Source organism: Paraburkholderia sp. SECH2 (assembly GCF_030464795.1).
In the GTDB taxonomy this organism is placed as follows: domain Bacteria; phylum Pseudomonadota; class Gammaproteobacteria; order Burkholderiales; family Burkholderiaceae; genus Paraburkholderia; species Paraburkholderia aspalathi.
The window spans coordinates 17,102-42,931 of sequence record NZ_JALPRH010000022.1 but is presented as its reverse complement, the minus strand read 5'-3'; the positions used below and the strand labels follow the sequence as shown (position 1 = coordinate 42,931).

The 25,830-nt window shown below is 61.3% G+C and carries 20 protein-coding genes; 2 read left to right on the top strand and 18 right to left on the bottom strand.

Annotated features, from left to right (window positions below):
• Positions 1–155: 155 nt before the first annotated feature.
• Positions 156–1,304, bottom strand: a complete 1,149-nt coding sequence (locus M0D66_RS28540; RefSeq protein ID WP_093634480.1) for a branched-chain amino acid ABC transporter substrate-binding protein — start codon at positions 1,302–1,304, stop codon at positions 156–158.
• Positions 1,305–1,393: 89 nt separating this feature from the next.
• Positions 1,394–5,323, bottom strand: a complete 3,930-nt coding sequence (gene putA / locus M0D66_RS28535) for a trifunctional transcriptional regulator/proline dehydrogenase/L-glutamate gamma-semialdehyde dehydrogenase (protein WP_266212304.1) — start codon at positions 5,321–5,323, stop codon at positions 1,394–1,396.
• 312 nt (positions 5,324–5,635) lie between these two features.
• Here putA and M0D66_RS28530 point away from each other — a divergent pair, with 312 nt between their 5' ends.
• On the top strand, positions 5,636–5,806 hold the full coding sequence (locus M0D66_RS28530) for a hypothetical protein (RefSeq protein ID WP_167378372.1): 171 nt from the start codon (positions 5,636–5,638) through the stop codon (positions 5,804–5,806).
• A gap of 114 nt (positions 5,807–5,920) precedes the next feature.
• On the opposite strand, the gene M0D66_RS28525 is transcribed toward M0D66_RS28530, so the two are convergent.
• The 4 genes from M0D66_RS28525 to hemE form a co-directional block, all read right to left on the bottom strand.
• Positions 5,921–6,166, bottom strand: coding sequence for a hypothetical protein (locus M0D66_RS28525; RefSeq protein WP_167378373.1), 246 nt, complete (start codon positions 6,164–6,166; stop codon positions 5,921–5,923).
• Positions 6,166–7,596, bottom strand: a complete 1,431-nt coding sequence (locus tag M0D66_RS28520; protein WP_093634670.1) for a YeiH family protein — start codon at positions 7,594–7,596, stop codon at positions 6,166–6,168. The genes M0D66_RS28525 and M0D66_RS28520 overlap by 1 nt, the downstream gene beginning before the upstream one ends.
• 181 nt (positions 7,597–7,777) lie before the next feature.
• A complete protein-coding gene (locus M0D66_RS28515; protein ID WP_266212303.1) occupies positions 7,778–10,024 on the bottom strand; it encodes a primosomal protein N' in 2,247 nt (748 codons plus the stop codon).
• 464 nt (positions 10,025–10,488) lie between these two features.
• Complete coding sequence (gene hemE / locus M0D66_RS28510) at positions 10,489–11,589, bottom strand: uroporphyrinogen decarboxylase (RefSeq protein ID WP_266212302.1); 1,101 nt, start codon at positions 11,587–11,589, stop codon at positions 10,489–10,491.
• Between the two features lie 218 nt (positions 11,590–11,807).
• Between hemE and M0D66_RS28505 the strand changes: the two genes are divergently transcribed.
• Positions 11,808–12,605: a transporter substrate-binding domain-containing protein gene (locus tag M0D66_RS28505; protein ID WP_266212301.1), complete on the top strand. Its 798-nt coding sequence runs from the start codon at positions 11,808–11,810 to the stop codon at positions 12,603–12,605.
• Between the two features lie 847 nt (positions 12,606–13,452).
• On the opposite strand, the gene M0D66_RS28500 is transcribed toward M0D66_RS28505, so the two are convergent.
• The 12 genes from M0D66_RS28500 to M0D66_RS28445 form a co-directional block, all read right to left on the bottom strand.
• Positions 13,453–15,183 (bottom strand): AMP-binding protein, encoded by a 1,731-nt coding sequence (locus M0D66_RS28500; protein ID WP_266212300.1) that lies wholly within the window; start codon positions 15,181–15,183, stop codon positions 13,453–13,455.
• 311 nt (positions 15,184–15,494) lie between these two features.
• A complete protein-coding gene (locus M0D66_RS28495) occupies positions 15,495–15,920 on the bottom strand; it encodes a F0F1 ATP synthase subunit epsilon (RefSeq protein ID WP_012434800.1) in 426 nt (141 codons plus the stop codon).
• A 153-nt stretch (positions 15,921–16,073) separates the two neighbouring features.
• Positions 16,074–17,468: a F0F1 ATP synthase subunit beta gene (gene atpD / locus M0D66_RS28490; protein WP_054038568.1), complete on the bottom strand. Its 1,395-nt coding sequence runs from the start codon at positions 17,466–17,468 to the stop codon at positions 16,074–16,076.
• A gap of 102 nt (positions 17,469–17,570) precedes the next feature.
• Positions 17,571–18,455, bottom strand: coding sequence for a F0F1 ATP synthase subunit gamma (gene atpG / locus M0D66_RS28485; RefSeq protein WP_054038570.1), 885 nt, complete (start codon positions 18,453–18,455; stop codon positions 17,571–17,573).
• Positions 18,456–18,546: 91 nt separating this feature from the next.
• Positions 18,547–20,088, bottom strand: a complete 1,542-nt coding sequence (gene atpA, locus M0D66_RS28480; protein ID WP_093634486.1) for a F0F1 ATP synthase subunit alpha — start codon at positions 20,086–20,088, stop codon at positions 18,547–18,549.
• Positions 20,089–20,148: 60 nt separating this feature from the next.
• Positions 20,149–20,688 (bottom strand): F0F1 ATP synthase subunit delta, encoded by a 540-nt coding sequence (locus M0D66_RS28475; protein ID WP_054038574.1) that lies wholly within the window; start codon positions 20,686–20,688, stop codon positions 20,149–20,151.
• 2 nt (positions 20,689–20,690) lie between these two features.
• The gene (locus M0D66_RS28470) at positions 20,691–21,161 is read right to left on the bottom strand and encodes a F0F1 ATP synthase subunit B (protein ID WP_054038575.1); all 471 of its coding nucleotides are present in this window, start codon (positions 21,159–21,161) and stop codon (positions 20,691–20,693) included.
• Positions 21,162–21,299: 138 nt separating this feature from the next.
• A complete protein-coding gene (gene atpE / locus M0D66_RS28465) occupies positions 21,300–21,569 on the bottom strand; it encodes a F0F1 ATP synthase subunit C (RefSeq protein WP_007180033.1) in 270 nt (89 codons plus the stop codon).
• A gap of 93 nt (positions 21,570–21,662) precedes the next feature.
• Positions 21,663–22,514: a F0F1 ATP synthase subunit A gene (gene atpB / locus M0D66_RS28460; protein ID WP_054038577.1), complete on the bottom strand. Its 852-nt coding sequence runs from the start codon at positions 22,512–22,514 to the stop codon at positions 21,663–21,665.
• 161 nt (positions 22,515–22,675) lie between these two features.
• Positions 22,676–23,221 carry an ATP synthase subunit I gene (locus M0D66_RS28455; RefSeq protein ID WP_054038579.1) on the bottom strand — a complete coding sequence of 182 codons (546 nt, stop codon included), beginning with the start codon at positions 23,219–23,221 and terminating at the stop codon, positions 22,676–22,678.
• Between the two features lie 884 nt (positions 23,222–24,105).
• Entirely contained in the window at positions 24,106–24,993 is an 888-nt protein-coding gene (locus M0D66_RS28450) for a ParB/RepB/Spo0J family partition protein (RefSeq protein ID WP_093634488.1), read from the bottom strand.
• Positions 24,994–25,011: 18 nt separating this feature from the next.
• Complete coding sequence (locus M0D66_RS28445; RefSeq protein ID WP_093634489.1) at positions 25,012–25,803, bottom strand: ParA family protein; 792 nt, start codon at positions 25,801–25,803, stop codon at positions 25,012–25,014.
• Positions 25,804–25,830 lie beyond the last annotated feature (27 nt).

The following is a 25,830-nucleotide window of genomic DNA, read 5'->3' as shown; positions in this document are numbered from 1 at the left end:
CGCTGATTTCGCGCCACCCGTGAGGATTGTCGATGAATTTTTTTTCGGGAGAAGGCTAACTAATCGAGCTCACGCAGGCAGCACAAACTCGAAGATCCATAAAAAACCCCGCCGAAGCGGGGTTCCTGACATCAAAGCGAGCAGCGAAAAACCGCTTACTTCCCGCCCACGCTTTGCAGCGTCGTCCACTTGCCGTCGACAACCTTGTACAGCGTGATGCCGCCGTTCTTCAGGTCACCCTTGCCGTCGTACGCGAGGTTCGCTGCCGTCACTGCCGGCATCGAGGTCTTCGCGAGCAGCGGCAGATACTTGGCCGGATCGGTCGAGTTAGCCTTCTTCATCGCGTCGAACATCGCCATTGCGCCGTCGTAAGCGTACGGCGAGTACGTTTGCACGTCTTCGTTGAAACGCTTCTTGTACTTCGCGACGTAGTCCTTGCCACCCGGCATTTCTTCCAGCGGCAGGCCGGCGAGCGATGCCACCGTACCGTTCGCTGCGTCACCCGCGATCTGGATGAACGTCGGCGTGTGGACCATTTCGCCGCCCATCAGCGGTGCCTTGATGCCCAGCGCCTTCATCTGCTTGACCATCGGTGCCGCTTGCGAATCCGCGCCGCCGTAATAGATCAGGTCCGGGTTGACCGACTTCAGCTTGGTCAGGATCGACTTGAAGTCGACAGCCTTGTCGTTCGTGTATTCACGATCGACGATCGAGCCGCCCGCTGCCTTCGCTGCCTTTTCGAACTGATCAGCCAGACCTTGGCCGTAAGCCGTGCGGTCGTCGACGATCGCAATCTTCTTCACGCCCAGGGTCTTCACCGCGAACGTGCCGGCAACCGAACCTTGCTGCGTGTCGGACGTCATCATGCGGAACGTGGTCTTGAAACCTTGTTGCGTGTACTCAGGCGCCGTCGCCATTGCGATTTCGGGGATGCCCGCGTTCGCGTAGATGCGCGAAGCCGGAATCGTGGTGCCCGAGTTGAAGTGGCCGAGCATGCCCTTGATGCCGTCATCCACCAGCTTTTGTGCAACGGTCGTGCCGGTGCGCGGGTCAGCCTGGTCGTCGGCCGAATCCAGCACGAAGCGAACCGGCTTGCCGCCGATCACCGGCTTGGTGGCGTTCATGTCTTCCACGGCCAGCGTGATGCCGTTCTGGAAGTCCTTACCGTAGTGCGCCTGTGCGCCCGTCATCGGACCAGCAAAACCGATCTTCACGTCTTCGGTCGATTGAGCGTTGGCCGTCCCCGCCAGCGACATTGCTGCAACCAGCGCTGCGCCTGCCAGCTGTTTCATTTTGTGTTGCATAGCTTCTCCTTGGTACCAGGTGTGGATGGAGCGGTTTTTCGGGGTCGCCGTACCGCTTCCGTTTTTTTGAAGTAATCGATGAGGTTCGCTCAACCGATCGTCATCAAATTTGCATTGCCGCCTGCTGCTGCCGTATTCACGCTGACCGAGCGTTCCGTCAACAGACGCTCGAGCGCATAGTCTTCATCACCGCTTTCCAGCGCGCCCGCCGCGACGCCCTGCACCGAAACGATCGGTCCCGCACGTTTCGCGACTTCCTTCACCAGCGCCAGCAGTTCATCGCTATCGCCTTCGAACAGCACGGCGTCGAACGGTGTATCTGCGCTCTTCTTCACGCTTGCGTAAGACTTCAACGCGGCGGGCAGCTGCGACACCAATTGTTCACCAGCCGCACCTTCGAACAAGGCGCGATTTCCCGTAGCCAGTGCTGCGGCAAACTGCACGCGCGCACCGCTTGCCGTCGACGCGATACACAGCACCGTACCGCGTGCGCCCAGCGTGTAGGTGTTGCGCTCGCCCGTGGGTCCAGACAATACCGCAGTTGCGCCCGCCGGCACATGCGACAGATAACCGTCGCAGCGTGCGGCCAGCACCGGTTGCTGTTCGCTGATCAGCCAGTCGCGCAGCGCCGTCAAGGCCGCGGATGGATTATCCCCGTTCGCGCCCCCTTGCGGCACATCAACGATCAGTGCATCAGCCAGCGACTTCGGCAACCCGGCCGGACGCGTCGCCAGCAAACGCTGCAGATACAGCGCACCACCTGCTTTCGGACCCGTGCCCGACAAACCTTCGCCACCGAACGGCTGAACACCCACCACCGCGCCGATCACATTGCGGTTCACGTAGATGTTGCCGACATGCGCGCGGCTGATCACGTGAGCGATCGTTTCGTCGATCCGCGTGTGAATGCCAAGCGTCAGGCCGTAGCCGGTTGTGCGGATCTGTTCGAGCAGCTTGTCCAGCTGGCTGCGGCGGTAACGCACCACATGCAGCACCGGGCCGAACACTTCACGCTTCAATTCGTCGATGCTGTCGAGTTCGATCAGCGTCGGCGGAACAAACGTGCCTTGTCCCGCACCTTCCGGCATCGGCAGTTGCTCGACCTTGCGGCCTTTCTCGCGCATCGCCGCGACGTGCGCATCGATACCGCGCTTTGCGTCGAGGTCGATGACCGGGCCGACGTCGATCGACAGGCGGTCCGGATTGCCCACCGACAGTTCGCGCATCGCGCCCGTCAGCATTTCGAGCGTGCGGTCCGCGACATCTTCTTGTAGACAAAGAACGCGCAACGCGGAACACCGTTGACCGGCGGAATCGAACGAAGACTGCAGCACGTCCGCGACCACCTGCTCAGCAAGCGCCGAGGAATCGACGATCATCGCGTTCTGGCCGCCGGTTTCGGCGATCAGTGGAATCGGCTTACCTTCCGGGTCGAGGCGATTCGACAGCGTCTTGTTGATCAGACGCGCGACTTCGGTCGAACCGGTGAACATCACCGCACGGGTGCGCGGATCGGCCACCAGCGCTGCGCCGACCGTTTCGCCATTGCCCGGCAGCAGTTGCACCGCGCCCGCCGGCACGCCGGCTTCGCGCAGGATACGCACAGCTTGCGCGGCGATTAGCGGCGTTTGTTCGGCCGGCTTGGCGAGCACGGTGTTACCCGCCGCCAAAGCTGCAGCCACCTGCCCCATGAAAATCGCCAGCGGGAAATTCCACGGGCTGATACAGACCACCGGACCGAGCGGGCGATGCGTGTCGTTGGAGAACTCGTTGCGGATCTGCGTGGAGTAATAGCGCAGGAAATCGATCGCTTCGCGGATTTCCGCGACCGCGTTCGCCAGCGACTTGCCGGCTTCACGCACCACGAGACCCATCAGCGTATGCATCTGCGCTTCGAGCAGGTCGGCGGCACGCGCGAGGCAATCGGCGCGGGCGTCGACCGGCGTCGCTTGCCAGATCGGTGCGGCGGCGACTGCGTGGGCCATGGCGGCGCTCACATGTTCCGAGGTCGCTTCCACAACAGTGCCGACGAGGTCACGATGATCGGCCGGGTTGCGCACATCACGCGCGACACCCACGGCGATTTCGTTGTCTTCGAGCATAGGCGCCGCGCGCCACGGATGATGCGCGCTCGCCAGCAACGCCGACGACAACGAGGCCAGACGATGTTCGTTCGACAGATCGAGCCCCATCGAATTGAGACGCTCGGCGCCGAACAGATTACGCGGCAGCGGAATTTTCGTGTGCGGCGCGCCGAGCGGGACGATCTTCGAGGCTTCGTCGGCCGGGTCGGCGATCAGGTCCTTGATCGCGACGGTCTCATCGGCGATGCGGTTCACGAACGAGGTGTTCGCGCCGTTTTCCAGCAGGCGACGCACGAGGTATGCGAGCAGCGTTTCGTGCGTGCCGACCGGCGCATACACGCGGCACGGACGGTTCAGCTTGTCGCGGCCGGTGACTTCCTCATACAGCGGTTCACCCATGCCGTGCAGGCATTGGAACTCGTACTGGCCGGGGTAGTAGTTATTGCCCGCGAGGTGATAGATCGCCGACAGCGTGTGCGCGTTGTGCGTGGCGAACTGTGGATAGACCGCGTCCGGCGCGCTAAGCAGCTTCTTCGCGCAGGCGAGGTAGGAAACGTCCGTGTAGATCTTGCGCGTGTAGACCGGATAGCCCTCGAGACCGTCCACTTGTGCGCGCTTGATTTCGGTGTCCCAGTACGCGCCCTTCACGAGGCGGACCATGATGCGGTGACGGCTGCGGCGCGCCAGATCGATCAGGTATTCGATCACGAACGGGCAGCGCTTCTGATACGCCTGCACCACGAAACCGATGCCGTTCCAGCCGGCCAGTTCCGGATCGAAGCACAGCGCTTCGAGCAGATCGAGCGAGATTTCGAGGCGGTCGGCTTCTTCAGCATCGATGTTCAGGCCGATGTCATAGCGGCGCGCGAGGATCGCCAGCGAGCGCACGCGCGGCAGCAACTCGCTCATCGTGCGTTCCTGCTGCGAACGCGAGTAGCGTGCGTGCAGCGCGGAGAGCTTGATCGAGATGCCCGGGCCTTCGTAAATACCGCGGCCGCCGGCTGCCTTGCCAATCGCGTGGATCGCCTGTTCGTACGAGGCGTAATAGCGTTGTGCGTCGGCTTCGGTGGTGGCCGCTTCGCCGAGCATGTCGTACGAGTAGCGGAAGCCGCGTGCTTCGTACTTGCGGCTGTTGGCGAGCGCTTCGGAGATGTTCTCGCCGGTGACGAACTGCTCGCCCATCAGGCGCATCGCCATATCGACGCCCTTACGGATCAGCGGCTCGCCGCCCTTCCCGATCAGACGCGTGAGCGCCGACGAGAGGCTCGCCTCACTGTTGGTCCCCACCAGCTTACCGGTGATCATCAGGCCCCACGTTGCGGCGTTGACGAACAGCGACGGCGCCTGGCCGACGTGCGATTTCCAGTCGCCCTTGCTGATCTTGTCGCGGATCAGCGCGTCACGCGTGGCGCGATCCGGGATACGCAGCAGCGCTTCGGCGAGGCACATCAGCGCCACGCCCTCCTGGCTCGACAGCGAAAACTCGTGGATCAGCCCTTCGACGCCACCACCCTTGCTCTTGCCGCGCAGCGTTTCGACCAGCTTGCCGGCCATCGCCTGCACGTCGCCCGCGAGATTGGCCGGCAGACGCGCCTGGCCAAGAAGGAACGGCACGCACTCCGGTTCGGGACGGCGATACGCGGCGGTGATCGCCGCGCGCAGAACCGATTGCGGTTGCACGTTCTGCGCGAATTCGAGGAACGGATGCGACGCACCGTCTTCCTCGTGCTCCACCGCGGCGCCGTCAGCCAGATCGGCCGAGCCCGTGTGGCCCGACAATTCCGGCGGCAATTGGCCGTGCTCGATCTTTTCGAGGTACGCAAAGATCGCCTGCTTGATCAGCCAGTGCGGAGTGCGTTCGAGGCGGGTGGCGGCATCTTTCAGCCGGGAACGCAGGAGGTCGTCGACCTTGACGCCAAGGGTGGTGCTAGCCATGTTTCCTTCTTCGGATACCAAACGAATTCGGTGGGAAAGACTAAAAGTTGGGCGAATCGTACGCCTCCAAATAAAAAGGTGCAACCATGCGTTGAGCATGGTTGCACCTTTCTGGAATCCCGGTACCGCGGGGGTTTGCGCCGGATGGCGCTGCGCGTGGTAACGGCGGTTGCGCTCAGTACTTTCCCTGGCGTGATTCTTTTCGCTTTTACCCTTATCAGATTGCTCGGCGCGCCGTTATACAGAATATGGATGGTCGCGGCCGCAAGGCACGCGCATAAAAACGGTACGGGGTTTTAGAGGACTGGCGAAATGGAAAAGTGGTTAGTGATATTGGGCATCTGGGCGATGTGCGCGACGTGCGGCGTGCTGTTCATCCGCGGCGCGACGCGCGGCCCGGGCAAACGTGAGACGGAAGGAAGGCAGGCGCGTCCGGCATCGCGTGCATCGGCTGGCGATGCGCGGGCAGCTTTGAACGATTGAGGGGCTAAGCCCGGCGGCTAATGATGGACATCAGGACGCCGTTCCTCGACTGACACCGCAAACCAAGTACGCGCGCCGCCCGGCTCACACCGGGCGGCGGTGCCGACGCGCGCGTCACTGGCGCGGAATGGGGTCGTACTGAGCGCAGGTGTCGTCAGGTGAAACGAGCTGGTCGTGCAGACGGCAAAGCCGGCTGTCCGCCACGCTCGCGCCAAACCCGGAACTGAACACGGCGAGGCCCGGAATGCTCTGCTCCAGTGAATGCCGATCCTCGGCGCGATACCGGCAGTTTGCACAGCGCGGCGCGCACGCATCGAAACGCGCGTGGGCCGTGCCGGCGATGCGGACCGCCTCGCTCATCACGAGCCCTGCCCCAAGCTATTCCAGTACGGTGCGAACACGTGCGCGGACAGCGCGTAGCCGATGGCGATATTGACGACCACGCCCGCCGTGAAGGCCAGAAACGGCTTCAGGCCGGTGGCCGAAAGCGCGCGCAAACGCGTGGTCAAGCCGATGCTCAGGAAACAGAACGTGAACGCCCATGTGCGTAGCGCCGTGATCGGCGCGACGAATTCGGGCGTGACGACCTTGCGGTAGTCGGCCAGCGAGTAGTGGCTGGCGATCCACGTCACCAGCGCCGACGCGATCACGAAGCCGATCACGAACTTCGGAAAACGCGCCCAGATTTCACCGGCGTTGGCCTTGGCTTTGACGCCGCTGTCCTGCGACTCCCAGCGCGTCGTCGCGACGATGGCGAGCGCGAACGCCCAGATACCGATCCAGATATCGCGCCCGACCACCTTCATCAGCGTGAACGCCTGCAGCGATGCCTCGGGAGCGCCCGCAATCGCACCACCCGCGTGCTTCGCGAAGTCGCCGTAGGCTTGCGCGGCGGCAATACCCGCGGCGTCGGCGAATTCCGACGTGCCGATCCATGCGCCCGCCACCGCTGTCGAGAGCCCCAGCGAGCGCGACGCGAAGGGCAGCACGAAAATCATCACGATCGCCCACAAGACCACCAGCGTAATCGCCACCGATGCCTGTTCGCGTTTGGCGCGCACCGCACCGGCAATCGCGATCGCCGCCGACACGCCGCACACCGCGCCGCCCACGCCCAGCACGGCCGCAAAGCGCCGGTCGAGACCGAGCGCCTTGGCGACAAGGAAGATCACGAAGAACGTCACGAGCGAGACGATGGTCGCCTGCCCGACCGCGACCGGCCCCGCCCACACCAGCAAGGTGAACGGCAGCGTCGCGCCGAGCAACACGATACCGACCTTGATATAGAACTCCACGCGCAAGCCCGCAGAAAACCACTCGGGCAACGTGAACACATTGGAAATCAGAAGGCCAAGCGCCAGCGCAACCAATGGCGGCTCGAGGTTGTACTTCGACGCATTGATCCACGCGCCCAGCGTGAAAATCAGCGCCGAGGCGATGAACAGGATCAGGAACGAGCCCAGGAAAATGCCGACCCGCTGCTTCAACGCGGCAAGGCTCACGCCGAACAGCACGGCGAATACGACGAACAGCGCGACATAGTTCGGCAGATGCTTGCCGATGTCCTGCGCGGCCTGTCCCACGCTCGCCCATTTGGCCGGCGCCACCGCCAGCCACTTGATGCTGCTGCCCGAGGCGAACAGCGCCCAGGCAATGACGATCACCAGCAGGCCGATCCAGACAGCCCACCAGTCTTCAGTTGAAAAGAGCCCGCCGCCGTGTGCGCTATGGTCACTGCGCGGTTTGCTGGGCGCGGCGCCAGTCGGCAATGTCTGGTTGGTATCGCTCATCGCAAATGCCCCGAGGAAGTTGAGGTGCGTCGGCGCGGGATTTTTGAGTTTTGCCTGAAGGTGCGCCGATTCGGCGAAATATAGGCGAGCGGTGGCGCAAAACGAAACGACCATTCGCTCTATGAATATGACTTAAAGGAGTAATGCCGCGAAGCTGTCGCAAAGCGGCCGGCAGCGGGCGTCAGATGTCGAGGGGATCGACTTCGAGATTCCAGCGCAGCACGCCTTTCAGGCCGCGCAGCATCGGTTGCCAGGCGCGCAAAGTGGCCTGCAACGCCGCCCGCGACGCGCTTTCGATCAGCAATTGCGCCCGATGCACGTGCATCACCTTGACGATGGTGAGCGGCACGGCGTCATAGACCGTCACGCGCGCGGCGGCCGGGATCTCCGTCAGCGCGGCAGCCGCCTGTTGCAGGAAAGCGAGCGCGGCTTCGAGCGTGCGGCCTTCGGCGCGCAGCAAAGCCTGATAGGCGAACGGCGGCAGATGAGCGTCGCGCCGCTCGGCCAGCGTCGAATTGGCAAAGCCGACGTAGTCATGCCGCCCCAGCGCGTGATACAGCGCATGGCGCGGATAGCGCGTCTGCACCAGCACTTCGCCCGGCAAACCGGCGCGGCCCGCGCGGCCGCTCACTTGCATCAATTGCGCGAAGAGGCGTTCGCTCGCGCGGAAATCGTGTGAAAACAAGGCAGTGTCGGCGTTCAGCACGCCGACCAACGACACGCGCTGGAAGTCGTGGCCCTTTGCAATCATCTGCGTGCCGACGAGGATGTCGACCTCGCCGGCGTGGACATCGGAAAACAGCGCCTGTGCGCTACCTTTGCGGCGTGTGCTGTCGGCGTCGATGCGAAGCACGCGAGCGCCGGGCACCGCGCTCGCCAGCGTTTCTTCGACGCGTTGCGTGCCGCGCCCCATCGGCGCGATGTCGACATTGCCGCACTCCGGGCACGAGCGTGGAATGCGTGATTCCCAGCCGCAGTGGTGGCAACGCAGCGCGCGCTCGGGTTTGTGCAACACGACGTAGGCGCTGCAACGCGGACAACCGGCCACCCAGCCGCAAGCGTCGCAGGAGAGCTGTGGTGCGTAGCCGCGCCGGTTCAGGAACACGAGACTTTGCTCGCCGCGCTCGAGCCGCACCTTCAACGCCGCGATCAACGGCCCGGACAAACCCTCCACCGAGGCCCGCCCGCGCCGCCGCTCTTCTTCGAGATCGATCAACCTGACGGTCGGCAGGACGGCCTCGGCAACTGCACGGCGCGACAGCGTGAGACGCTTATAGCGCCCCTGATCCGCCTGCCACCAGCTTTCCAGCGACGGCGTAGCCGAGCCGAGCACAACCGGCAAACCGAGTTGCTTGCCGCGGTAGATCGCCAGATCGCGTGCCGAATAGCGCAAGCCTTCTTGTTGCTTGTAGGCCGGATCGTGTTCCTCGTCGACGACGATGATCGCGAGTTTCGGCAGCGAGGCAAGCACCGCCAGCCGCGTGCCGAGCACGATGCGAGCGCGCCCGGTATGCGCGGCGAACCAGTTGCGAGCGCGTTCGCCTTCCGCGAGGCCGCTGTGCAACGTGACGATCGAGGTGCCTTCGAGCGCGGCAAAGCGCGCACGGAAGGCCGACTCGAACTGTGGCGTCAGATTGATTTCAGGGACAAGGACGAGGGCCTGCGCGTCGGGCTTCGCCGCCAGAATCTCGGCGAGCGCGCGCAGATACACCTCGGTTTTGCCGCTGCCAGTCACACCGTGCAGCAGGAAGGGCGCGAAGCCGTTCGCGTCGCGGATCGCTTCGACCGCAGTCGCCTGCTCGTCTGTGAGCGTGGGCAGGATGGGCGCGGGGGTATCTAGCGATGCGGGGGTGGCGAGCACCTCGGCGGCTTCGATCACCTCAAGCGCGACCCAGCCTTCGGCTTGCCATGCGTCCAGAGTTGCGATGGCCTTGGGATGCAGCGTGCGAGCGTCGGCCGCACTCAGAAACTCGGCCTCTGCCAGGGCTTGGGCAAGCTTGCGCAATGCGCTTGCACGCGCCGGCAATGTTTCCGGCAACGCGACGCGACCCTCGGCGGTCAGGCTGTAGCGTTCCTCTGGCGCGAACAGACGCGACCAGCGCGACGCGTCGCGCAGGGCTTGCGGCAAAGCGGGCAGGGCCACTTCCCCGAGGCCGCGCTGATAGTAGTCGGCGGCGAAGGCTGCGAGCCGCAGCCATTCGGTCGACACCGGCGGGCAGGCGGTACAGACATGGGTGACCGCTCTCAGGCGGTCGGCGGGTACGTCACTGTGAGTGGTCACTTCGCAAACGAGCCCCACCACGTGACGCTTGCCGAACGGCACGCTCACCATCATGCCCGGCGCGACACTTTCGGGCGTGTCGCAGCGGTAGTCGAACAAAGTCGGCAGCGGATGATCCAGCGCGACGCGGACGAATACTTCGCTCACGCGGCGGTGTGAATCGGGTGAATGGATGCGGCCTGACGCCGCGTCACGGTGCACATTGAGCAAACGGCGAACCCATCGAAGTTAAAGTAAAACTTCAATTTCGGCGCTAAGTTTTGGATTCGGCTGAACAATTGCAATCGGTCCGCTTGCCTGTGGATAACTTTGTTGAGAACTTCGTTCAGATGGGCCGGGAACCGCGCTGCAGCGGCCTTCTGTGGGTTTCCGCACATTTTGCCGTGAACCCTTGAAACCCTTGCCAGACAAGGCTTAGATCAAATGCGCCTGCAATGTGCAAGGGCTAGGGCACGACGAAAGCTTCTACCGCGCCGCAGCGTGATTAATGTGCATAAGTCAAGTCTTGACTTTCACAGGACCGCCATCTGACGGCCTGCCGACTACAAATATTCCCTTAGGGCGAGAGCCCAGTTCGCTGCATTGCAACAAAAATGGCAACGTTTTCGGCGTCAGCTTGGTGCATGCGCGCCGCTGCGAATCGCCCGGCTATGACGATGGACTTCATCCACGAGTTCAGCAACATTCTCCGGCGGCGTGAACTGCGAAATGCCGTGGCCGAGATTGAAAACGTGGCCGGGATGATTACCGAAGCTGTCGAGCACCGCGCGCGCTTCCATGCGGATTGCGGCCGGCGGCGCAAACAGCACCGAAGGATCGATATTGCCTTGCAGCGCCACCTTGCTACCTACGCGCTCGCGCGCCTTGCTCAGGTTCACGGTCCAATCGAGACCCACCGCATCCACACCGATATCGGCGATCTCGTCGAGCCACAACCCGCCGCCCTTCGTGAAGGTGATCACCGGCACTTTTTCTCCGTCGTGATCGCGCTTCAGTTGGCTCACGACCTGCTGGATGTACTGCAACGAGAAGCGTTGGTAGATGCCGTCAGCGAGCGCCCCGCCCCATGTGTCGAAGATCATCACAGCTTGCGCGCCGGCTTCGATCTGCGCATTCAGGTACGCCGCAACCGACTTCGCGTTGACATCGAGAATGCGGTGCATCAGGTCCGGACGCGCGTACAGCATCGATTTGACGGTGCGGAAGTCCGCTGAACCGCCGCCTTCCACCATGTAGCACGCCAGTGTCCACGGGCTGCCCGAAAAGCCGATCAGCGGCACGCGCTGACGGCCTTGCGCGTCGGTCAGCGCGGTGCGGATTTCGCGCACCGCGTCGGTCACGTAGCGCAGCGTGGCGTCGATATCGGGAACGGCGAGGCGCGCCACATCGTCTTCCGTGCGCACCGGGCGAGCGAATTTCGGGCCCTCGCCGGCGACGAACTCGAGACCCAGACCCATGGCGTCAGGCACGGTGAGGATATCGGAGAACAGGATCGCGGCGTCGAGCGGATAACGCTCGAGCGGCTGCAGCGTGACTTCCGTTGCGTACGCCGGGTTCTTCGCCAGACCGAGGAAACTGCCTGCGCGACCCCGCGTGGCATTGTATTCCGGCAGGTAGCGGCCAGCCTGCCGCATCAGCCAGATCGGCGTGTAGTCGGTCGGCTGGCGCAGCAGCGCGCGCAGGAAAGTGTCGTTCAGGAGTTTATGGGCCACGTTGCGTACGACTGAAGGCAAAGGAGCATTTTACCGGACCCGGCTGCCCGCATCGCGCTTGATGCAGGCAATAACTGTGGCGCAGTTTGATTGCGGCCGGCTATTTTGCTGCCCGGTGCGGCGCCATGACTCAGCTGAACGGCCAATGTTCAAGCGTGAATTGCCGGGCTATCATCCGACGGCCTTACCAAACAATTACGCGCAACCAAGGAGACTCGATGAACAAGGCAGCACTCGCACTGCTCGGCGTTTTGACCGGTGTTTTGATGCACGCAGGCGTGGCTCGGGCGCAGACCGCTGCCACCGCCGCGGCGCCCTCGCGGCTTGACGAAATCCTCGCGCGCGGCACGCTGCGCGCCTGTACGACCGGCGATTACAAGCCGTACTCGTTCTACAAGGCAGACGGCCAGTTCGAAGGTATCGATATCGACATGACCGAGTCGCTCGCCAAATCGCTCGGCGTGAAGACAGAATTCGTCAAGACGTCCTGGTCGAACCTGATGAACGACTTCGTGGCGAAATGCGACGTCGGCGTGGGCGGCGTTTCGCCGACGCTCGAGCGCCAGAAGCGCGCGTTTTTCACGCAGGCGTACATGATTGACGGCAAGACGCCGATCGTCCGGTGTGACGACGTCAACAAGTATCAAACGGTGGCGCAGATCGACCAGCCGGCAACTCGGGTGATCGTCAATCCGGGCGGCACCAACGAGCGTTTCGCCAAGCAGTATTTCCCGCATGCGAACCTGACTGTCTATCCGGACAACGTAACGATCTTCAAGCAGATCCTCGCCGGCAAGGCCGACGTGATGGTGACCGATGCGTCGGAGACCTTGCTGCAACAAAAGCTGAATCCGGGCCTTTGCTCGGTGCATCCGGACAAGCCTTTCCAGTATGGCGAGAAGGCGTGGCTGCTACCGCGCGGCGATGCGGCGTTCCAGCAATACGTGGATCAGTGGTTGCACCTTGCGCGAGCGACCGGCGAATATCAGGCGATCTCGGATAAGTGGCTGAAGTAAGTTGCACGGGCCGGCTGCGTCCCGCTCAATCGGAAAAGCGAAGTAGTTCGATTGATTAATAGGTCCGCATGGCCGGCACAATCATGTAACCAGACCCCAAGGTACTACGCAAAACTCAAACAATGCGGTTGAACAAGGGTCCAACGAACCGGCTGCTTACATGTCGGTTACCCGAGCGCGGGGTGTTGCAGCGCAGCGCACGTGTTCATCCAGGAATCGAGGGAGTTCGTAACGCTGGAAAAGCGCCTGTAATACAGCCGATCCGTCCAGAAAAAGATGCGCATGCAACTATTTCATGCGGAATCGACTGAACGGATTACGCCGCAGTATGCGTCGCGAATAGCATCAATCAAGCGTATGAAATTGCGTAACAGTCATCGGTAAAAATTACGTTTAAAACGTTTCGAATTGGAAATAAGTCCCGCAACGCCTTATCTGGCGGGCGTTACAACCTGAAACACTTTGTTACCGCGCTCGTAGGTTAATTCGCCCACAATGCCCTCAACGGTTTCAACACGGATGTGGCTGGGTGCGTGGTGTGAGCGGATACGATGCACTTGCCGGTCGGCGTTTGCCGAAGCCCTGTGAAGGGGCATCCCTGCTGGGGCCGTAGTCGACGCAGGGTCGTCGTCTCAGTTGGTTCCATCTTTGGTCTCCTCGCGCTAACCCCGTAGCGTGTGGTTTTTAGCGGGCTCCAGGCCCGCTTTTTTTTCGTCTGGTTAAACGTTTGCGAGCTTCCCGACGGGTCGATTCTCGGCCCACGGGTTCATTCGATGGCAAACGGTTTTCCCCAATATGCCGGCCGGCGCTGCGCGAAAAATCGCGCAGCGCCGAACCCGCTTCGCCATCAGGCTGTCTTGCCTGCCTGAATCTTCAATTCGCTGATCATCCGTTCGCGCATGACGAATTTCTGCACCTTGCCGGTCACCGTCATTGGCAATTCGTCGACGAAGCGGATGTACTTCGGCACCTTGTAGTGTGCGATCTGGCCCTGGCAGAACTGCTGGATTTCCTCAGCTGTGGCCTGCTCCCCTGAGCGCAATACGATCCACGCACACACTTCCTCGCCGTACTTTGCATCCGGCACGCCGAAGACCTGCACGCTCTGGATTTTCGGGTGGCGGAACAAAAACTCTTCGATCTCGCGCGGGTAGATGTTTTCACCGCCGCGAATCAGCATGTCCTTCAGGCGGCCGACGATGTTGCAATAGCCTTCGGCATCGATCGTCGCCAGGTCGCCGGTATGCATCCAGCCGTCGACGATGCTTTCCCGCGTCTTCGCTTCGTCCCCCCAATAACCCTGCATCACCGAATAGCCCTTGGTGCACAGTTCGCCCGTCTCACCGACCGGCACGATCGCGCCGAGCGGGTCGACAATCTTCACCTCCAGATGCGGCTGGATACGGCCGACCGTCGTGGTGCGTTTGTCGAGCGGATCGGTGGTCGAACTCTGGAAGGACACAGGGCTGGTCTCGGTCATGCCGTATGCGATCGTGATCTCGTTCAGATGCATCTTCGAGACGACCTTCTTCATCGTCTCGATCGGGCACGGCGAACCAGCCATGATTCCGGTCCGCAGGCGCGAGAAGTCATAAGTGGCGAAGCTCGGATGATCGAGTTCGGCGATGAACATGGTCGGCACCCCGTGCAATGCGGTGCACTGCTCTTCGGCGACTGCCGCCAGCGTGGCGGCTGGATCGAAGCCCTCACCCGGGAACACCATATTCGCGCCGACCGATACGCAGGCCAGCACCGCCAGCACCATGCCGAAGCAGTGATAGAGCGGGACGGGAATGCACAGGCCGTCCTGCTCCGATAAACGCATTGCCATCGCGATATAGCGCGCGTTGTTGACGACGTTCCTGTGGGTAAGCGTCGCGCCCTTCGGATTGCCTGTCGTGCCGCTGGTGAACTGAATGTTGATCGGGTCGTGCGAGGAGAGTGTCGCACCGATGGCGTCGAGCCTGGCGATGTCGAGTGTTGCGCGGCCCTGCTCGATCACGTCCGAGAAGCTCAGCATGCCGGGCGTTTCCGTGTCGCACATGCGGATCACGTAGCGCAGATCGGGCAAGCGCGCGGCGCGCAGTTCGCCCGGCGCCTGGGTCGCCAGTTCCGGCGCGAGCTCCTGCAGCATCTCGAGGTACATCGACGTCTTGAAACGCTCTGCGGCGATGATCGCCTTGCAGCCCACCTTGTTCAAGGCGTACTCGAGTTCCGCGAGCCGGTAAGCCGGGTTGATATTGACGAGCACGGCGCCGATGCGTGCCGTCGCGAACTGGGTGAGCAGCCATTCCACCCGGTTCGGCGACCAGATGCCGACGCGGTCGCCCTTCTCGATGCCGAGTGCGAGAAGACCGGCCGCCAGCACGTCGATTTCCTCGGCGAACTCCTTCCATGTCCAGCTGATTCCCTGCTCACGAAACACCACGGCTGGGCGCTCAGGGAAACGCGCCGCAGTGTCGCGCAGAAACTGGCCTACCGGGGCTTCGCTCAACGGAATCTCGGTCGATCCGCGAACATACGACAGATTGTCTTTGGGTTCGATGAGTGCGCCTTCGCCTGACATGTGAGTTGCCATGGTGTTGTCTCCGTGAGCAGAAGCTCGCCCAGTCTATTGAAATGAAATTGAAATCGATTGTGCCACCGGCGCGTGTCCGTACGGCATCAAGTCTTACCCGCAGCGCACTTTCTGCCATGGCTGGAGCCTGTGCTAATAGCACACGTCGCGTCGCCTGTCGGCTTACGCAGCGCGGCCACTGCCACGAGTTGCGGACAGCGGGCCGTGAGCGTTACGAACAAAACCCGAATTTCTCTTACCTTTCCGTAAACGTCAAGTTAAGGTCAAAAAAAAGCAGCCGCAAGGGCTGCTTTCTCTCTGATACGTGATGCTTAGTTCTGACCGCGCAGCTTGCGCAGACGCTGGATCGCAGCGAGCTGAGCCGTCGCGTACGCCAGTTCCGCTTGCGCGGTGGCGTATTCGAGGTTCGAACCCGTGTTCTGCAGCGCTTCTTCTGCGCGCTTGCGTGCATCTTCGGCCTTGGCTTCGTCGAGATCCTTACCGCGGATCGCCGTGTCGGCGAGAACCGTCACAGCGCCAGGCTGGATTTCGAGGATACCGCCGGCGACGAACACAAACTCTTCTTCGCCGTTTTCAGCTTCGATGCGCACTGCACCCGGACGAATCCGCGTGATGAGCGGCGTGTGGCCCGGCAGAATGCCGAGCTCACCTGCTTCGCCCGGCAGCGCGACGAACTTCGCCTGGCCCGAGAAGATCTGCTCTTCCGCGCTGACGACGTCTACTTTAATGGTTGCCATATCGACTCCTGTGGCGACCCAAATTAGCGCTTTGGCGCTTACTCGGGTCCCATGCAAGGCTGGATTGAGTGTAGTAAGAGGCGCCGGTTTTACGTTCCAATACCGCTGGGTATCGTTACGCGCGAGCGGCGCCCGCTTCGTTACACCCGACCTTTACTGGATCTTCTTGGCCTTTTCGAAGGCTTCGTCGATCGTGCCGACCATGTAGAACGCTTGTTCCGGCAGATGGTCGCACTCGCCTTCAACGATCATCTTGAAGCCACGAATGGTTTCCTTCAGCGGCACGTACTTGCCCGGCGAACCCGTGAACACTTCAGCGACGTGGAACGGCTGCGACAGGAAACGCTGGATCTTACGAGCGCGCGCCACGGCGAGCTTGTCTTCCGGCGCCAGTTCGTCCATACCCAGAATCGCGATAATGTCGCGCAATTCCTTGTAGCGCTGCAGCGTTTGCTGTACGCCGCGCGTGATTGCGTAGTGCTCTTCGCCGATCACGTTCGGGTCGATCTGACGCGAGGTCGAATCGAGCGGGTCCACTGCCGGGTAGATACCCAGCGAAGCGATGTCACGCGACAACACGACGGTTGCGTCCAAGTGGCCGAAAGTCGTAGCCGGCGACGGGTCGGTCAAGTCATCCGCAGGGACGTACACGGCCTGAACCGACGTGATCGAGCCGGTCTTGGTCGACGTAATACGCTCTTGCAGCTTACCCATTTCTTCAGCCAGCGTCGGCTGATAGCCCACTGCCGACGGCATACGGCCGAGCAGTGCCGACACTTCCGTGCCCGCCAGCGTGAAACGGTAGATGTTGTCGACGAAGAACAGCACGTCGAGGCCTTCGTCACGGAAGTGCTCAGCCATCGTCAGACCGGTCAGCGCGACACGCAGACGGTTGCCCGGCGGCTCGTTCATCTGGCCGTACACCAGCGCGACCTTGTCGAGAACGTTCGAGTCCTTCATTTCGTGATAGAAGTCGTTCCCTTCGCGGGTACGCTCACCAACACCAGCGAACACGGAGTAACCACCGTGTTCCTTAGCGATGTTGTTGATCAGTTCCATCATGTTCACGGTCTTGCCCACACCGGCGCCACCGAACAGGCCAACCTTACCGCCCTTGGCAAACGGGCAGATCAGGTCGATAACCTTGATGCCGGTTTCGAGCAGTTCCGTCGACGGCGACAGTTCGTCGAACGCCGGAGCCTTCTGGTGAATACCGCGAACCACGTCCGAGTTGATCGGGCCGGCTTCGTCGATCGGGCGACCCAGCACGTCCATGATCCGGCCGAGGGTCGGCTTGCCAACCGGCACGCTGATCGGCTTACCGGTGTTCTTCACCGTCGTACCGCGGCGCAGACCGTCCGAGGCACCCAGACAGATGGTGCGGACGACGCCGTCGCCCAGCTGTTGCTGGACTTCGAGGGTCAGTTCCGAACCGTCGAGAATGAGCGCGTCGTAAATCTTCGGCATGTGGTCACGCGGGAATTCCACGTCGATCACCGCGCCGATGCACTGTACGATCTTGCCTTCTACCAAAGCAGTAGTACTCATCGCTTTTCCTTTAGATACTCAATTCTTCACTCGCGCAAAGGCGCAGTTTCGGTGGGTGCGCCGCGAAGGGCGCACACGAAGCGGCGTACCTGACCTTTATGGTCAGACTGCCGCCGCGCCACCGACGATTTCCGACAGTTCTTTCGTGATCGCGGCCTGACGGCTCTTGTTGTACACGAGCTGCAGTTCGTTGATGACCGTCTTCGCATTGTCCGAAGCGGCCTTCATTGCGACCATCCGTGCCGACTGCTCCGATGCCATGTTTTCCGCGACGGCCTGATAGACCAGCGCTTCGACATAACGCACCAGCAGTTCGTCCACCACTGCCTGTGCATCCGGCTCGTAGATGTAGTCCCACTGCGTGCTCGGCGTCGTGCCGTCTTCGTCCTTGCGCTCGAACTGGTCTGCCGACAGCGGCAGCAGTTGCTCGATCACCGGCTCCTGCTTCATCGTATTGACGAAGCGCGTGTACGCGAGGTACACCGCCGAAACCTTGCCTTCCGAGTACAGGTCGAGCTGCACCTTCACCGCGCCGATCAGTTTTTCCAAGTGCGGCGTGTCGCCCAGATGCACGACATTCGACACCACCTTGGCGCGCAGACGATTCAGGAAGCCCAGACCCTTGGTACCGATCGCAGTTGCTTCGATCGTCTTGCCCTGGCCTTCCAATTCCTTGAACTTCTGCAGCGACGCACGCAGCACGTTGGTGTTCATCCCGCCGCACAGACCTTTATCGGTCGTGACGAGGATGATGCCGGCCGCTTTCGCGCCTTCGTTCGACACCATGAACGGGTGACGATACTCCGGGTTCGCACGGCTCATGTGCGCAGCGATATCTCGGACCTTATCGGCATACGGGCGAGCAGCGCGCATGCGCTCCTGAGCGCGGCGCATCTTCGATGCGGCCACCATCTCCATCGCTTTCGTGATCTTGCGCGTGTTTTGCACGCTCTTGATCTTGCCGCGAATTTCCTTCATTCCAGCCATTGCTTGCTCCTTGATCGAAGCAGCGCGGGTTCAGTTGCCTGCGGCCCGCGCCGCTTCAAGGTCCGTTTATGCCTTGCGGATCATTCGCGGATCAATAAGCGCCGGACTTCTTGAAGTCTTTGAGAGCCGTATGCAGCAGGGCTTCGTCGTCCTTCGAGAGTTCCTTGGTATCTTCGATGCGCTTGATCAGGTCAGCGTGCTTCGACTTCAGGTAATCGCGCAGGCCCTTTTCGAACGGCAGCACTTGCGCGACTTCCAGATCGTCGAGGTAACCGTTGTTCGCAGCGAACAGCGCGACAGCCAGTTCCCACACTTGCAGCGGCTGATACTGCGGCTGCTTCAGCAGTTCCGTCACGCGGCGGCCGCGCTCCAGTTGCTTGCGGGTTGCTTCGTCGAGGTCAGATGCGAACTGCGCAAACGCTGCGAGTTCACGGTACTGCGCGAGGTCGGTACGGATACCGCCTGACAGCTTCTTCACGACCTTGGTTTGAGCCGCACCACCCACGCGCGAGACCGACACACCGGCGTTAATTGCCGGGCGGATACCTGCGTTGAAGAGGTCGGTTTCCAGGAAGATCTGGCCGTCGGTAATCGAGATCACGTTCGTCGGAACGAATGCGGTCACGTCGCCTGCTTGCGTTTCAATGACCGGCAGCGCCGTCAGCGAACCACTCTTGCCCTTCACTTCGCCGTTCGTGAACTTCTCGACGTACTCTTCCGAGACGCGAGCAGCACGCTCCAGCAGACGCGAGTGCAGATAGAACACGTCACCCGGGTAAGCTTCACGGCCCGGCGGGCGGCGCAGCAGCAGCGAGATCTGGCGGTATGCCCAAGCTTGCTTGGTCAAATCGTCATAAACGATCAGGGCGTCTTGACCGCGGTCGCGGAAGTATTCGCCCATCGTGCAGCCGGCGTACGGTGCGAGGTACTGCATCGCAGCCGATTCCGAAGCCGAAGCCGCCACGACGATCGTGTATTCCAGCGCGCCGGTTTCTTCCAGCTTGCGCACCACGTTCATGATCGACGAAGCTTTCTGGCCGATCGCGACGTAGATACAGAAGAGGTTCTTGCCCTTCTGGTTGATGATCGCATCGACTGCGACTGCGGTCTTGCCGCACTGGCGGTCGCCGATGATCAGCTCACGCTGGCCACGGCCAACCGGCACCATCGCGTCGATCGACTTCAGACCGGTTTGAACCGGTTCCGAAACCGACTTACGCCAGATCACGCCCGGAGCGATCTTTTCGATTGCGTCGGTTTTCTTCGCGTTGATCGGGCCCTTGCCGTCGATCGGGTTGCCGAGTGCATCGACCACGCGGCCGAGCAGCTCCGGACCCACCGGCACTTCGAGAATGCGGCCCGTCGTCTTGACGACGTCGCCTTCCGAAATGTGTTCGTACTCACCCAGAATCACGGCGCCGACCGAGTCGCGCTCGAGGTTCAGTGCGAGACCGAAGGTGTTGCCCGGGAATTCGAGCATTTCGCCCTGCATCACTTCCGACAGGCCGTGGATACGCACGATACCGTCGGTCACGGAGATCACGGTGCCCTGGTTGCGAACGTCTGCGCTCGCTTCAAGGCCCTGGATCCTGCTCTTGATCAGCTCGCTGATCTCAGAGGGATTGAGTTGCATTATTCGCTCCTGATAGTCAATTCTGTTGCGTGCCAGCCGCTTCAGCGCTTACGAAGCGCTTCAGGCCGTCAGAGCCGTCTGCATGCTGGCAAGCCGCGCGCGGACCGAGGTATCGAGCACTTCGTCACCGACCGTCACGCGCACGCCGCCGATGAGCGACGAGTCGACTTCGACCGTCGGCTTCAGCTTGCGCTTGAATTTGCGTTCGAGACCTGCGACGAGTTCGTTCAACTGCGCGCCTTCGAGCGGGAATGCGCTGACGATCAGCACATCTGCCGCCCCTTCGCGGGCGTTCTTCAACTCTTCGAACTGCGTGGCGATTTCCGGCAGCAATTGCAGGCGATGGTTATCGACCAGCATTTGCACCAGATTCTTCGCTTGCGCATTGTCCTTGAGCGGCGACTTGACCGCGGACAGCAGCAGATCGCTGACCTGTGCGCGGCTCACTTTCGGGCTCGAGGCGATCGACAGCACTTCGGGCAGACGCGCAACCTGTGCCAGCTCCTGCACGAGCGTGGACCAGGCGGCGATGTCACCAGCTTCGGCCACGCCAAACAGCGCTTCTGCGTACGGACGGGCGATGGTTGCAAGTTCGGCCATGATCAGAGCTCGGCTTTCAGTTGATTCAGCAGGTCAGCGTGAGCTGCCTGGTCGACTTCGCGCTTCAGGATCTGTTCAGCGCCCTTCACTGCCAGTGCAGCAACTTCGCCGCGCAGCGTTTCGCGGGCTTTCACGACTTGCTGTTCCGCGTCGGCCTTCGCTTGCGCGATGATGCGAGCGGCTTCAGCTTGTGCTTGAGCCTTGATTTCGTCGGCGACTGTCACTGCGCGCTTTTCTGCGTCAGCAATACGTTGCTGACCGTCGTTGCGTGCCTGAGCCAGTTCCTGGTCGACGCGCTTGTGGGCGGCTTCGAGTTCAGCCTTGCCCTTTTCAGCGGCAGACAAACCGTCAGCAATCTTCTTTGAGCGCTCGTCGAGGGCGTTGATCAACGGCGGCCACACGAACTTCATCGTGAACCACGCGAGGATCAGGAACACGACCATTTGCGCAAACAGGGTTGCGTTGAGATTCACGGTGTTTCCTTAAACGTTGCTAGTTCGGAAAGTGAAACGGCAAGGCGCTCATCGATTCTGTATTCGATCAGCGCCCAAGTGCCCGTTCCGCCCTGCGCCTTTACCAGTTATAGCTCAGGCGCAAACTTCCGAGGAACCTCAGCCTGCCAGCTTCGACAGCAGCGGGTTCGCGAACGCGAACAGCATTGCCACACCAACGCCAATCAGGAACGCAGCATCGATCAGACCAGCCAGCAGGAACATCTTGGTTTGCAGCGGGTTCATCAGTTCCGGTTGACGAGCACATGCTTCGATGTACTTGCCACCCATCAGGCCGATACCGATACAGGCGCCGATTGCACCCAGGCCGATGATGATGCCGATACCGATGGCGGTCAGACCCTGGATGTTGGCGATGAAAGCTTGCATGATCACTCCTTTGTGAAAAGTCTTTTAGAACTGGTTGGAACTGGGATTTAATAAAAACAAAACTAAAACAATTCGTCGTTCGACACGCCGTGATTAGTGGCTGTCGTGTGCCTGTCCGATGTACACCAGCGTCAGCATCATGAAAATGAACGCTTGCAGCAGAACGATCAGGATGTGGAAGATCGCCCAGACCGTGCCTGCAATGACGTGGCCGATAAAGCCGAGCACTGACGCGTCCGCGCCGAAACCCCACATGCTGCCGAGGAGAGCAATCAGCAGGAACAACAGCTCGCCCGCGTACATGTTGCCGAACAGCCGCATGCCGAGCGAAACCGTCTTTGCGACGAACTCGATGATGTTCAATGCAAGGTTCGGGATCCACAGCAGCGGATGCGCGCCGAACGGAGCCGACAGCAGTTCATGCACGAAGCCGCCTGCGCCCTTGATCTTGAAGTTGTAGTAAATCATCAGCGCGAACACGCCGAGTGCGATACCGAGCGTACCGTTCAGGTCGGCCGTCGGCACGATGCGATGGTGGGGGATGGCTTCCGACAAACCCAGCCAGCCGATTACGCGGCCCGGCAGGTCGACGGGGATGAAGTCGAGCGAGTTCATCAGCGCGACCCAGACGAACACGGTCAGTGCCAGCGGTGCGATGAAGGTACGCGAGCCGTGGATCATCGACTTCGATTGATCTTCGACCATCTCGACCAGCATTTCGATCGCGCACTGGAAACGACCCGGCACACCGGACGTTGCCTTACGAGCCGCCAGATGCAGGATGGCGATCGTGGCCAGACCGCAAACGATCGACCAGAAAAGGGTGTCCAGATTCCACACGTGAATGTCGAAAATCGACGTCTGGTGCGCGGTGGAAAAGTTCTGCAAGTGGTGCGCGATGTACTCGGACGGATCCAGAGCGCGCGTGCCTTCGCTAGCTGCCATATCGTTAATGCCACCCAAATTGTCGAAAATCGTCTTAGGCCGTTCCCGCCGCAATTCTCTATTGCGGGAACACGCCGGGTGCGGATCGTGTCATATCCGCACTCCTTACGCCAGCGCTGCGCGCCGGCCTGAATTTTGTGTTGCTACTCTCTGCTCCTACCTTAGCGCCACGCGAGGGCGATCCAGTATGTCTTGAGCGCGATGAGGTAAGTCACGAGCAGCGGCACCCAGCGTACGTCGTGATACCAGAAGGCGATGGCTACAAACATCGCGATCGTTGTCCCCATCTTGAGCGCTTCGCCGATCATCCAGCTCATCACTGTTTCGGCGCCGCTCAGCGTTCTAAGTCGTGCCGCGAACAACGCGCCCGGCACCCAGCAGATCGCTCCCCCCAGGAACGCGGACAGCGCAGCAGCGCCCGGCGGCTTGTAGAACAGCCACCACACCAGCGTAGCACCCAGGGACAAAACCATTTGCGCCACCACGACCTTGAAAGGCGTGACGCGCGATGGACGACTCACATTCGGACCAAACAGCTTTTCAGCCTCAGCCCGCGTGAGCGGAACGATATTGTTATCTTGTTGCTCGACATCCCACGCATCGTCAGTTGTAACGTGCTGACCGGTGGACGCAACGGAAACGGTGCGTTCAGCGCGGTGGTCGTCACGCCCATTCTTCGGCGCTTGATTCGACGTTTTAACCGCCATCGCAGTGTTCCGAAAGTCTTGTTCCAGCCCGCGAGCTTACGCTGCGCTTACGGGGTTGCCGTGCAATTAAATCCGGGCGATTGTAAGCGATAGTTGCAGGCAATTCAAGACTTTAGGCCTTTCAATAACCAGTGTGAAAACGGCCGCCACGATGCGGGAACGCGAACTCGGGCGGTGTGTACACGGCAAATGTAAGGCGGCCGGGGGATGGCAAAACATGCGCGCTGAGTCAGGCCGCTTGAAGCGCTCGGATGCATCGTTTCGACGCTGTTACGGACGTCTCAAAAATGCAACAGACGATGTTTTTTGCCACGTTTGGTAGACATGGAGGACGGCGCCGGGTAGACGCGCGATGGTGATTGCAGGCCCCCCCCATGGCGAACAAACATCACCAGAGCCCGCCCTCTGCCCTGACGGTCGACGCAACATGTAGCCAGGCGCCTGCCACTTCCTGCCGGTCCCGCCCTGCCCTCGCATCCCGCCAATCCCGGCGTTGGCACCTAGCGCCCGCTGACAGATCCCAGCACGTGAAAGGACGGAGTACGCGAAACCCGTGGTGGCGCCGCGGCCAATCCAGCTCACCGCACAACCCGGCCACGTCCGCGTCACCACGGAAATATCCGCTCGAACTGATACATCGCAATCCTTATTATTAAACGCGACACATAGTTAGGTATCCAACCGATATCCACATAGGTTATCAATTGAGCAGGGGAACCATCAAACAAGCCATGCTTGCGGCGGATACGACCGGCGCCCCGCCGCTACCGCCGAACAGCACACCAGGCGCGCCAAACAGCTTGCGAGCGTGAGCTGAGAATCAGAAACCAGCCCCAGCCAGCCCACAAACATGCCCAACATCCTTCCCATTCAACCCGCCACGATCACGCCGTAGCGTTACCGCGCAACCGGACAAGAATCCCTTCCAATGCGTCCAGATCGCCAAAATCCACCAACACCTGACCGCGGCCGCGTCGGCCGAGCTTGATCTTTACCGTTGCGGCGAGCAGATCCGACAATTCCTCCTCAAGCCGTCGCGTATCGCGGCCGCCGTCCTGATTCGCTCGCGCCTTGACCGCAGGCGCAACTTTAGTCGTCGTCGTCACCAGCTTTTCGGTTTCGCGTACCGACATGCGCTTGTTGACGACCTGGTTGGCCAACGTGATCTGCGTCGCGGCGTCGACGGCCAGAAGCGCGCGTGCATGCCCCATGTCGAGATCGCCGGCCAGCAGCATCGTCTGCACCGGCGACGCCAGGTTCAGCAAACGCAGCAAGTTCGACACAGCACTGCGCGAACGGCCAACCGATTCGGCCGCCTGCTCGTGCGTGAAATTGAACTCGTCGAGCAAGCGCTGAATACCCTGCGCTTCTTCCAGCGGATTCAGATCTTCGCGCTGAATATTCTCAATCAGCGCCATCGCAGCGGCCGCCTGGTCCGGCACGTCCCTCACCAGCACCGGCACCTCATTGAGACCGGCGATACGTGCCGCACGGAAGCGCCGCTCGCCGGCGATGATCTCGTACTTATCCGCCGATACCGGCCGCACCAGGATCGGCTGCATGAGCCCCTGAGCACGGATGCTGGCGGCCAATTCCTGCAACGCGCCCTCGTCCATGCGCGTACGCGGCTGGTACTTGCCGGCCTGCAGCTTACTGAGCGGCAGCACGTTCGGTGCACCCTCGATCACGACGGCCTCGGTAATATCCGCACTGCCACCCAGCAATGCTTCCAAACCGCGACCCAACCCTTTCTTTCTTGCTACTGCGTTCATCGTGCTTCCTCGATCCGCTTAGGACGCCTGGGGCGCGTCATTCAATGTGCGCACCCGCTCAATCATCTCTGCACCGAACTGCACATACGCCTGCGCACCGCGCGAGGCCTTATCGAACACGACGCCCGGCAACCCATAGCTAGGCGCCTCGGCAAGGCGTACGTTGCGTGGGATCACCACGTCGAACACCTTGTCGCCAAAGTGCTCTTTCAGTTGATCCGAAACTTGTTGTTGCAAGGTGATGCGCGGATCGAACATCACGCGCAGCAGGCCGATCACCTTCAGGTCGCGATTCAGGTTCGCGTGCACCTGCTTGATCGTGTTGACCAGGTCGGACAGTCCCTCAAGTGCGAAGTACTCGCATTGCATCGGGATCACTACGCCATGGGCGGCGCACAGACCATTGAGTGTCAACAGCGACAGAGCCGGGGGGCAGTCGATCAGGACGAATTCATATTCGCTCTCGACCTCCGCCAACGCGACTTTCAGTTGACGCTCGCGGTGCTGCACGCTGACCAGTTCGACTTCGGCACCCGCCAGTTCACGGTTCGCGGGCAGCACGTCATAACCGACGGCTTCCGGACGCACTCGCGCATCCGCCACAGCTACGCCATCCACAAGCACTTCGTAGACGGTGTTCGCACACGCCGCCTTGTCGACACCGCTGCCCATCGTGGCGTTGCCCTGCGGGTCCAGATCGATGAGAAGGACTCGCTGTCCCTGCGCTGCCAGGCTCGCGGCCAGATTGACTGCCGTCGTCGTCTTGCCGACGCCGCCCTTCTGGTTCGCAACGCAGAAGATTTTTGCCATCGTTGGTGTGTCCCTTTTGCTGCTTGA